This window comes from Arthrobacter sp. HMWF013 (assembly GCF_003061105.1).
Lineage (GTDB): Bacteria > Actinomycetota > Actinomycetes > Actinomycetales > Micrococcaceae > Arthrobacter.
The window spans coordinates 1-10,062 of sequence record NZ_QAIQ01000522.1 but is presented as its reverse complement, the minus strand read 5'-3'; the positions used below and the strand labels follow the sequence as shown (position 1 = coordinate 10,062).

Here is a 10,062-nt window from a genome sequence, read left to right as displayed (position 1 = left end):
ACTCATGCCACACTTGTTCCATGGATCTTGAGGTGTCGCCAACGCTCACGATTCCCGCCTCAGAACTCCATTGGAGGTTCTCACGCTCCTCCGGCCCGGGCGGCCAGCACGTCAACACCACGGACACCCGGGTCGAACTCTCCTGGAACATCCCCGGCTCTGCGGTGCTCTCCGACCAGCAACGGACCATGCTGCTCACCCGTCTGGGACAGCGCCTCATCACCGGGATGCTCACCGTGACCGCCTCCGAACACCGGTCCCAGCTCCGCAACCGGGAGATCGCACTGGGTAAGCTCGCTGAACTTGTCACGGAGGGCCTTGCCCCGGCTGCGCCACCCCGCCGGCCCACAAAACCAACCCGGGGCTCGGACCGGCGCCGCCTTGCCACTAAACAACAGCGGTCGGCCACAAAGAAGCAACGCCAGCGGCCATCTGCCGAATAGCCCCGCCTGACGCCGCCACGCCGCAGTGCCTCCTTGGCAGTTTTTGAGACCTCGGGCACAATGTGCTTCATGGGGCGTTGGAGCGAGGAGCGGGTGGTCAGCGCTGCGCCCGACGCATCCTCCCTGGCAGCCGCACGCAAGCTGGCGCGTCCGGGCCCCTGGTCCGACACAGGCAGCAACGACGTCCTGGTCTGGGGCAAATGCCAGGGCAGCGGCAAAACCCCTTACCAGGTCAGCGTGGACACCGCCGCCCCTGCCTACCGGTGCTCCTGCCCCAGCCGGAAGTTCCCCTGCAAGCACGCCCTCGCGCTGCTCCTGCTCTGGTCCCGGGGTGAAGCGGCCGACGGCGGTACACAGACCGCTGAATTCGCTCAGGAATGGGCGGCGCAGCGGGCGGAACGGGCCACTGTGCGGGAGCGGCGCCAGAGCGACCAGCCGGCTGATCCGGTGGCACAGGCGAAGCGGCTCGCGGACCGGATGGCGTTGATGGACGCGGGGATTGACGACTTTTCCCGGTGGCTGACCGACCTGGTGCGGACCGGCCTTGCCGCCGCCCGCACGCAGCCGTATTCCTGGTGGGACGGCGTAGCTGCACGGCTGGTTGACGCGCAGCTTCCAGGCCTGGCCGAGCAGGTCAGGGCCATGGGTTCGGACGTCCACGCCCGGCCGGACTGGGCGGACCACCTCCTGCTCCGGGCCGGCCGCTGGTGGGCCGTGACGAAAGCGTGGCGCAAACGCGACGCTTTAGCTCCCGCTGAACTTGCGGACCTCCGGGTGGCGGTTGGATGGGCAGTCCCGGCTTCCGACGTCCAGGGCATCGAAGCACTGCCCGGCCCGTGGCTGGTGCTCGGTGCCCACCGCAGCGACGACGGACGGCTCCAGCAGCAGCGGACCTGGCTTCGCGCACCCGACGGAACGGTCGTCGTCGTCCTCGATTTTGCCGCCCAGAGTGAGTCGCTGGCGACGCCGCAGCTCGCGGGCGCGCTGCTGGACACCACTGTCGCGCGCTACCCGGGTTCCGCGCCTCAACGTGCCATGTTCACCAGCCAGGTGGCACCCCTCGGCATGGCAACGGACCTGGGCGAAGGGGGCAGCATCCAGGAAGCACTGGAAGCCGAATCGGCTGCTGTTGCGCTCTCCCCCTGGCGGGAACGCCACCCGGTCCTGCTCGGCGGCGTGCGCATCTCCCCCACTGAAAATGGCTGGCTTCGGGACGGATCCGGGGACGCACTCCCCCTGGTGGACGCACCTTTGGACTCGCTGCTGGCCCTCACCGGCGGCCATCCCATGGACCTGTTCGGCGAGCTGGAGGAGGGCCGTGTGCGGCCGCTTTCCGCGGTCATCGGCGGGGCGGTAGTGACACCATGACATGGCTGGCCGAGCTCAGAACCGCCGCGCTTGTTGGGACCGCACGGCACCCGGCACCCACCCCGTCAGTGGAATTGGGCGCCCTCCCGCCGGACGGGCTCTCCAGCGAGGAGTCTCTCCTGGAACAGGCGGCCCTCGCCGACGCCGCCACCCGCGCTGCCCGGCGCTCCACTATCCTGGACCCTGCCGATCTCCCGGAGCCGGCCCCGCCGGACAACACTCCACAGGCAACCGGGGACGCTGCACGCCTGCTGGAGCTCCTGCTCACCCAGCCGCCTGTCGGACTGGAGCTGCGCAACCAGCTGGTCACCGACTGGCTCCGGTTAGCCGAGGCGGCCGGACAGCGGGTTCCGCACCGGCTGCTCCCGAAGCTGCTTGAGCTGGCAGACAACAGGTTCGCGGTCGCGGAGAGCCTGCATCCTGCCATCGGTGTCCGGGGCCGCTGGCTCGAGGACCTGAAGGCCGGCGTCCCCGCCACGGACCGCGCGGCATCCGCTGACTGGACAGAGCTGAAGAGCGCCGATGCCACCACGGAGCTTGGACGGCTCCGCCGCGAAGATCCGGCAGCCGCCCGCGAACAGCTTGCGTCACACTGGGACACCCTCGCCGCCCGGGAGCGCGCCGCCCACTTGGCCACGTTCAGCACGAACCTCAGTGACGGGGACGAGGAGCTGCTGGAGCGTGCGCTGGATGACAAGGCCAAGAGCGTGAGGGACGTCGCCGCGGGCCTGCTGGACAGGCTGCCGGCCAGCGCCCGCTCGGGCCGGATGGCTGACCGGCTGCGCCCGCTGGTCCACCTCAAGGGCGTGCTGCGCAAACAATTCGAGATCGGCCTCCCGCCCGAACCGGACGCGGCTGCGCTGCGCGACGGGATTCCGCCTGACAGGCGCACCGGTGAACCCGACCGGCTGGCCCGGCTGGACGCCGTCGTACGCGGTGCTCCGCTCGAGGTCTGGACCGCTGCCTCCGGCCGCAGCCCGGCGGCAACCCTTGCCCTGCTCAAGGAGGAACCCCGGATCCTCGAGACGATCCTCGCCACCGCTGCCCTGCAGGCCGACCTTGACTGGGTCCGGGCGCTGCTCGACGTGCGCACTGACCTGCGGCTGTTGAACTGCCTCCCCCGGAACGAGCGCGAAGACATCCTGATCCGGCACATCAAGGCGGGAACGGACCACCCGTTCAGCCTGGTTGAACCGCTTCGTGCCCTGCCGAGGCCTTGGGGCCTTCACCTGGCCGGGACCGTGCTGGATCAGCTCTTCGCCAAGAAAAGCAGTGGCTTGGCAAGCATGCTTGCCGACGTCCTTCCTGCCGCGCTGCCGCCCGAGGCTGCCGAACAGGCACGGCGCCTGCTTGAACAGTCCGACGCCGACGCCGGGCGCCGCCGTGTGCTCCGTGATGCCGTGCAATACCACTCATTCCGACAATCCCTGACGGAGGCTTTCCGATGACAGATGCCCAGACCGGCACAGATGTTCTGCGGGCCCATGCCGAGAACGCCTATGCCGATGAGCTCAGCGCCCTGGCCGCCGTGGATGACAGGCCCCGGCCGCCCAGCTGGCGGCTGTCCCCGTGGGCGGTGACCACCTATATCCTCGGCGGCACCCTGCCGAACGGGGTCCAGATCACGCCGAAATACCTCGGCTCGGAGCGGCTGGTCGAAATCGCCGTGGCATCGCTCGCCACTGACCGCGCCCTGCTGTTGCTGGGTGGACCAGGCACGGCGAAGACCTGGCTCGGAGAGCACCTCGCCGCAGCCGTGTCCGGTTCCTCTACCCTGGTGGTTCAGGGCACCGCGGGCACCCCGGAGGAGGCACTGCGGTATGGCTGGAACTATGCCCGGCTGCTCGCCGACGGCCCGTCCCGGGCGGCCATGGTGCCGGGCCCGGTGATGCGTGCGATGGAGACCGGAAGCCTGGTCCGGGTGGAAGAGCTCACCAGGATCCCGTCCGATGTGCAGGACTCGCTCATCACCATCCTCAGTGAGAAGTCCCTGCCCATCCCCGAACTCAACGAGGAGGTGCAGGCGCGCAAGGGCTTCAACATCATTGCCACGGCCAACAACCGGGACAAGGGCGTCAATGATCTTTCCTCCGCTCTTCGCCGGCGTTTCAACACCGTGGTGCTGCCGCTTCCGGACAGCATCGAGCAGGAAGTCGAAATCGTCACCACCCGCGTGCGCAGCCTCGGCACCGCCCTGGAGCTTCCGGCAGACCTGGCCGCGCTTTCCGAGGTCCGGCGGGTGGTCACGGTCATGCGTGAGCTGCGCTCGGGCGTGACCCAGGATCAGCGCACCACCATCAAATCGCCCTCTGCGACCCTGTCCACGGCCGAGGCGATCTCGGTGATGACCAACGGCCTTTCCCTCGCCGCCCACTTCGGCGACGGGACGGTGCGGGCCCACGACGTCGCGGCGAGCCTGGTGGGGGCGGTGGTCAAGGATCCTGTGCAGGACCGGGTGATCTGGCAGGAATACCTGGAGACCGTGGTCCGGAACCGGCCGGAGTGGAAGGACCTCTACCGGGCCTGCCGCGACCTCGATTCCCCGAACTGACCTCATGACCGACGTCCACGTCCTGGGGATCCGGCACCACGGCCCGGGTTCGGCACGCTCCGTTGCCGAAGCCCTGGCAATCCTGCGCCCGGACCTGGTGCTGGTGGAGGGCCCGCCTGAACTTGACCAGGTGATCCCGCTGCTGTCCGATCCGGAGATGGTTCCACCCGTCGCCGGGCTGATTTACGCGGCGGACGAACCCCGGCTGGCTTCCTTCTATCCCATGGCAGGCTTTTCGCCGGAGTGGGTGGCGATCCGCTGGGCGCTGTCCACGGGCGCCCAGGTGCGGGCGATCGACCTGCCCGCGGCGCACACCCTGGGACTTCAGCTGGCCGCCTCAGCTGCCGGGCCGCCGTCGTCCGGTCCGTCGTCAGTGGACGCGGAAGGGGAAGATTCCGACGCCGACGGCGGAACCTCCGCCGAGGGAACGGAACCTCCCGCCCTCCCGCAGCAGCCCTACCGGCCCGACGCGATCGGGATACTCGCCGGCGCCGCAGGATACAGCGACGCCGAACGGTGGTGGGAGGACGCCGTCGAGCACCGGAACGCGGATCCGGTGGAGCGTTTCGCGGCGCTGACCGAGGCTATTGCGGAGATCCGGGCGGTTGATGACAGGCCGGACCACCATCCTGATGTCCTGGAAAACAACCGCCGGGAAGCCTGGATGCGGCGCCTGATCCGGGCTGCCATGCGTGACGGGCATGAACGGATCGCCGTGGTGTGCGGCGCGTATCACGCTCCCGCGCTGGTGCCTTCCACGTTTCCGTCGGTGTCTGCCGACAACAAGGTACTCGCCGGCCTTCCCAAGGCCAAGGTGGCCGTCACCTGGGTCCCGTGGACCTCCGGCAGGCTCAGCCTCCGCAGCGGGTACGGCGCCGGCGTCACGGCGCCTGGCTGGTACCAGCATCTCTTCGGCCACTGGATGGCCCGGGATCCGGAGGCGGATGTGGCCACCACCTGGCTGGTCCGGGTTGCGCACGCCCTCCGCCGGGAAGACCTCGACGCCTCAACGGCCTCCATTGTGGAGGCAAGCCGGATGGCAACAGCCCTTGCGGCCGTCCGGGGGCGGCCCAGCCCGGGACTGCCGGAACTGGACGACGCCGCGCAGGCGGTCCTGTGCGACGGTTCACCCCTTCCGCTGGCCCTGGTGCACCGCGAACTAACGGTCGGACATGAGCTGGGGAACGTGCCGGAATCCGCGCCAACACTGCCCCTTGCCGCCGATCTCGCCGCCACCCAGCGCAGGCTCCGCTGGAAACCCAGCGCCATGGAAGAGGTCCTCACCCTTGACCTGCGCAAGCCGGGCCAGCTGGCCCGTTCGGTTCTGCTGCACCGGCTGGTGCTGCTCGGAGTGGGGTGGGGCGTTCAGACCGAAACCGGCCGGACCACGGGCACTTTCAAGGAGGTGTGGACGCTCCAGTGGCAGCCGGAGCTGGCTGTGGACCTGGTGGAGGCCAGCCGCTACGGCACCACGGTTGCCTCGGCCGCCGCTGCCTACGTCTCCGAACAGGCGCGGGACACGGGCAGCCTGACGGAGCTCAGCGGGCTGCTGGCGGGCTGCCTTCTTGCGGATCTGCCGGACGGCATCGGCGCCGTCGTCTCCGTCCTCGCCGAGCGCACCGCGCTGCAGCAGGACGTCGCGCCTCTGCTGGAAACCATTGCGCCGCTGGCCCGGACCTGCCGGTACGGCAACGTGCGCGGCGTCGATGTCACGGGGGTGCGGAAGATCCTGGACACCACCGTGGTGCGGGCGTGCGTGGGACTGCCCACGGCCTGCGCCGGACTGGACGATGACACCGCAGAGGCGATGCGGCGCGCCGTTGACTCGGCCCAGCAGGGGCTGTCCCTGTTGCCTGACCTGCCGCTGGACGACTGGCACCGGGCCCTCGCCGCCGTCGCCGGTTCGGACCGGATCCACGGCTCGGTGGCTGGGCGGGCAACCCGGCTGCTGCTGGACGCCGGCCTGGTTGACGGGGACGACGTCGCGGCCAGCCTCAGCCGCCGGCTCTCGATCGCCACCCCGGCGCGGGAAGCCGCTGCCTGGCTGGATGGACTTCTCTCCGGCGACGCCACGCTGCTGGTCTACGACCGGAGGCTCCTGGAGATCGTCGACGGCTGGGTCGCGGGCGTGGATGATGAGATTTTCGACGACGTCCTGCCGCTTCTGCGCAGGACCTTCTCGGCGTTCAGCCGGCCGGAGCGGCGGGAGATCGGCGAACAGGTCAGCCGCATCGGCGGCGCCTCCCCGGTGGCCGGCGAGACCACCCTGGATCTGGCGGCCGCCGGTCCTGCCATCCGGACCATGGCCCGGTACCTCGGATGGGAGGCGGTCGCGTGAGTGCTGCGGACCCCGATGGCGGTAACGGCCGCGGCCGGCTGGGCCGCTGGCGCCTGGTGCTCGGCGGGAATGAGGCCGACGGCATCACGGCGGATGGGAACAACGTTGAGCTCTCCGCCGCTGATGCCCGCCGTGACCAGGCGTTGGAGGAGCTGTACGGGGCGGACAAGAACGGCCGCGGCGGCCTGGGCGCCTCGAGTCCGCGCGTGGCCCGCTGGCTCGGGGACATCCGCGGCTATTTCCCGTCCACGGTGGTGCAGGTGATGCAGGCCGATGCCATGGACCGGCTCGGACTGCGGCAATTGCTGCTCGAGCCGGAGATGCTGCGCACGGTACAGCCCGACGTCGGCCTTGTCAGCACGCTGATAGGCCTGGGCCGGGTGATCCCCGAGCATTCACGCGAGACGGCCAGGGCCGTCATCCGGCAGGTGACCAATGAGCTCGAAGAGCGGCTGAGGGCGCGGACGGTCCAGGCCGTCTCCGGAGCGCTGAACCGGGCGGCGCGGACACGAAGGCCGCGGCACCGGGACATCGACTGGAACAGGACCATCGCCGCCAACCTCAAGCACTACCAGCCCGAGTTCCGGACCATCGTGCCCGAACGCCTGGTGGGCCACGCCAGGCGCAGCACCGAGATCCAGCGGGAAATCATCCTGTGCATTGACCAGTCCGGCTCGATGGCCGAGTCCGTGGTGTATTCCAGCGTGTTCGGGGCGGTCCTCAGCTCGTTGCGGTCCGTGCGCACACGGCTGGTGGTCTTCGACACCGCGGTGGTTGACCTGACGGACGAGCTGGACGATCCCGTTGACGTGCTGTTCGGTGTGCAGCTGGGCGGCGGCACGGACATCAACCGCGCCCTGGCATACTGCCAGGACCAGATCACCCAGCCCACCGAGACCATCCTGGTGCTGATCAGCGACCTCTACGAGGGCGGGATCGCCGAGGAGATGCTGCGGCGCGCGGCCTCGATCGTCGGGGCGGGAACCACCATGATCGCGCTCCTCGCGCTCAGCGACAGCGGCCATCCGTCGTTCGACGCGAACCATGCTGCGGCGCTGGCCGGAATCGGCGTCCCGGCGTTCGCCTGCACACCGGACCTGTTCCCGGACCTGATGGCCGCCGCCATCGAACGCCGCGACGTGGGCGAATGGGCGGCGTCCCAGGACATTCCGACAACCCACGAAGGGTAACTCGGCAGACCTCGAGGAACCTGAGCAAAGAGAATCAGCCTTCCTGGCGCAAAGCTGACCGCCTGCGCCCCACCAAAAACCACAGGATCGAACCGAGTACTGGCACCGAAAGGACAATGAGAGCCCAAACGATGGTGCCGCCCGTGGTGTGAATCCTATTGCGGGCAATGCTCACCAGCGCCGCAATGAACAGGACTGCATTCAGGGCAAGCATGAATCCCAAGATGCCCCAGGACGGCATCAGTGGATTTGCGTCGGACGTCGAGAGTGCCATGATCATCGCTTCCCCCAAGAAGTTGCTGCCAGTGATGCTCAACCATATCGTCAGGTTTCGGTGCTGGCTGGAAAACGTGCACAAGCGGAGACTCGTCTCGTATCCCTAGGGATTTGAGGCACTGAGGTTTCGAGACACAGGGATTCAGCTGTCCCATAAGGGGATCCCCCTACGGGCGCTGCTGTGACGCGTCGCAACCAAAAACGCCGCCACTAGCATTCGCCAACCACCACCCCCTAGTGAAAGAGAACGTAGAAGACGATTGCCAGCGCCGGGAAGAGCGCCTGGCCGATTGCGCTGACCAAAAGGCGCTTCTCTGTGACCCACAGCCAGAAACCAAGGAAGACGTGGCACGAGCAGCAGAAGATAACTATGGCCGACCCGCTGGCGGGATTGCCTGAGAAGTTCACCAGCCACAGGCCCACTGCGATGCCCAAGCCGAAGGTGATGTTGTAGGCGCCAACATTCATCGCCCACATCCGCACTGCGCGCACGTCTTCCGGCCTAATCAGGAAGATCCGGTGAAACCGTTGATCGCCATGGAAGAAGATCTCCAGGATGCCAACGCTTATCAGCGCCAGGCCGGTGGATCCGACGAGTATCTGGCTCAGCACATTCATGCCGCGCTCCTAGGCCAATCTTGCAATCTCCGCTTCTTGCGTGCAGGTTACGCTTCAGGCGCGAAGACCTTCAAGGGGCGGCTTGCAAACGCAGTCCACTACCCATGCCCGCCCGCCTCCAGCCCGGCCCCAACAGCCCGCCTTAAGCGCATCCGTCTCCGCTGACCTACGGCTCTTCAACCACAGCGCCGACATCCGCCAAGCCAACGGATCGCTGACCAGCGGCCGCCACACGATCGGCTAACGGGCACCCTGGCGCACCGGCTAGGCTGGCTCGCATGTCTCGAATTCTGATCACCGGCATGTCAGGGGCGGGAAAGACAACTGTGCTGCATGAGTTGTCCCGGAGGGGCTACCGAACGATCGACACCGACTACGACGCCTGGGTGCTTCCTGACGGAACATGGGATGAACAACGCATGTCGGCACTTCTCGCGTCTGATTCGCCCCTGGTTGTCTCGGGGACTGTCGAGAATCAAGGGCGCTTCTATGACCGCTTCTCCGATGTTGTTCTTCTGAGCGCGCCTGTAGAAGTCCTCATCGAGCGAGTCTCCGCTCGCACGAACAATACCTACGGCAGGTCAGAGGCTGACCAGTCCGCGATCCGCCAATACGTACTCGACGTCGAACCGCTGCTTCGGAACGGGGCGACCCTCGAACTCGATGGCCGTCAACCCGTCGCAGAACTGGCGGATGAGGTTGAACGTCTAATTGCGGGTCCTATCAGACCTGACGCCCGGTAAACGATCCTTTACCGGGCGCTTTCTGAGGGCTATTTCAAGGATTCGGTTAATCAGCAGTGCCACGCGAGGGGAAGCGGTCCGGGTGTTTAGGGTCCCGTCCTTTTTCCCGCCAGTACTCGTCCCGCTGCCACAGCGAGAATCTGGTGACTTGGACGCAGAATACGACGGCGGCGATGCCGAAGAGAATGCTCAGGTCCAGAACCACGGCTCCGAATCGACACCAACGAGACTTAGACCGGTGGAGATCAGCATGATGATCGTTACTGGAAGGAACCAGCGCAAGATGCGTTGAAGCCTCCGCTGCAGTTCTTCCCTTGTTGCCACCTTGCCTCCATTAGTCGGGCTGCCGGCCGTTCGAGACCGAAGAACTCTAGGTAGCGGCTATCGATCTATTGCTATGGTGTCAGTCATTATCCGCGTCGCCTGGATTCTTGGATAGCGTGACCAGGGCTCGCCAAACGGGCACTGCATTGATTGCCCGGTGGAGGATCCTTTACCGGGCATTCAGAGCCCGTCAGACAACATTGACCTAAGT

General features: G+C 67.2%; 9 protein-coding genes. 7 read left to right on the top strand and 2 right to left on the bottom strand.

Features of this window, described 5'->3' with window-relative positions; all coding sequences use genetic code 11:
* Positions 1–20 precede the first annotated feature (20 nt).
* From arfB to DBR22_RS18225, 6 genes are all read left to right on the top strand, one after another.
* Complete coding sequence (gene arfB, locus DBR22_RS18250) at positions 21–443, top strand: alternative ribosome rescue aminoacyl-tRNA hydrolase ArfB (RefSeq protein WP_108600176.1); 423 nt, start codon at positions 21–23, stop codon at positions 441–443.
* A gap of 69 nt (positions 444–512) precedes the next feature.
* Positions 513–1,811, top strand: coding sequence for an SWIM zinc finger family protein (locus tag DBR22_RS18245; protein WP_108600178.1), 1,299 nt, complete (start codon positions 513–515; stop codon positions 1,809–1,811).
* Positions 1,808–3,259, top strand: coding sequence for a DUF5691 domain-containing protein (locus DBR22_RS18240; RefSeq protein WP_108600175.1), 1,452 nt, complete (start codon positions 1,808–1,810; stop codon positions 3,257–3,259). The genes DBR22_RS18245 and DBR22_RS18240 overlap by 4 nt, the downstream gene beginning before the upstream one ends.
* Positions 3,256–4,362: an ATP-binding protein gene (locus tag DBR22_RS25190; RefSeq protein ID WP_108600174.1), complete on the top strand. Its 1,107-nt coding sequence runs from the start codon at positions 3,256–3,258 to the stop codon at positions 4,360–4,362. The genes DBR22_RS18240 and DBR22_RS25190 overlap by 4 nt, the downstream gene beginning before the upstream one ends.
* Before the next feature lie 4 nt (positions 4,363–4,366).
* Complete coding sequence (locus DBR22_RS18230) at positions 4,367–6,700, top strand: DUF5682 family protein (RefSeq protein ID WP_108600173.1); 2,334 nt, start codon at positions 4,367–4,369, stop codon at positions 6,698–6,700.
* Positions 6,697–7,890, top strand: a complete 1,194-nt coding sequence (locus tag DBR22_RS18225) for a VWA domain-containing protein (RefSeq protein ID WP_258229289.1) — start codon at positions 6,697–6,699, stop codon at positions 7,888–7,890. Before DBR22_RS18230 ends, DBR22_RS18225 begins: the two co-directional genes overlap by 4 nt.
* Positions 7,891–7,924: 34 nt before the next feature.
* Here the strand turns inward: DBR22_RS18225 and DBR22_RS18220 are convergent, their stop codons facing one another.
* Positions 7,925–8,206 (bottom strand): PLD nuclease N-terminal domain-containing protein, encoded by a 282-nt coding sequence (locus DBR22_RS18220; protein WP_258229288.1) that lies wholly within the window; start codon positions 8,204–8,206, stop codon positions 7,925–7,927.
* A 194-nt stretch (positions 8,207–8,400) separates the two neighbouring features.
* The gene (locus tag DBR22_RS18215; protein WP_108600171.1) at positions 8,401–8,784 is read right to left on the bottom strand and encodes a DUF1304 family protein; all 384 of its coding nucleotides are present in this window, start codon (positions 8,782–8,784) and stop codon (positions 8,401–8,403) included.
* 278 nt (positions 8,785–9,062) lie between these two features.
* Here DBR22_RS18215 and DBR22_RS18205 point away from each other — a divergent pair, with 278 nt between their 5' ends.
* A complete protein-coding gene (locus DBR22_RS18205; RefSeq protein WP_108600170.1) occupies positions 9,063–9,527 on the top strand; it encodes an AAA family ATPase in 465 nt (154 codons plus the stop codon).
* Positions 9,528–10,062: the final 535 nt, after the last annotated feature.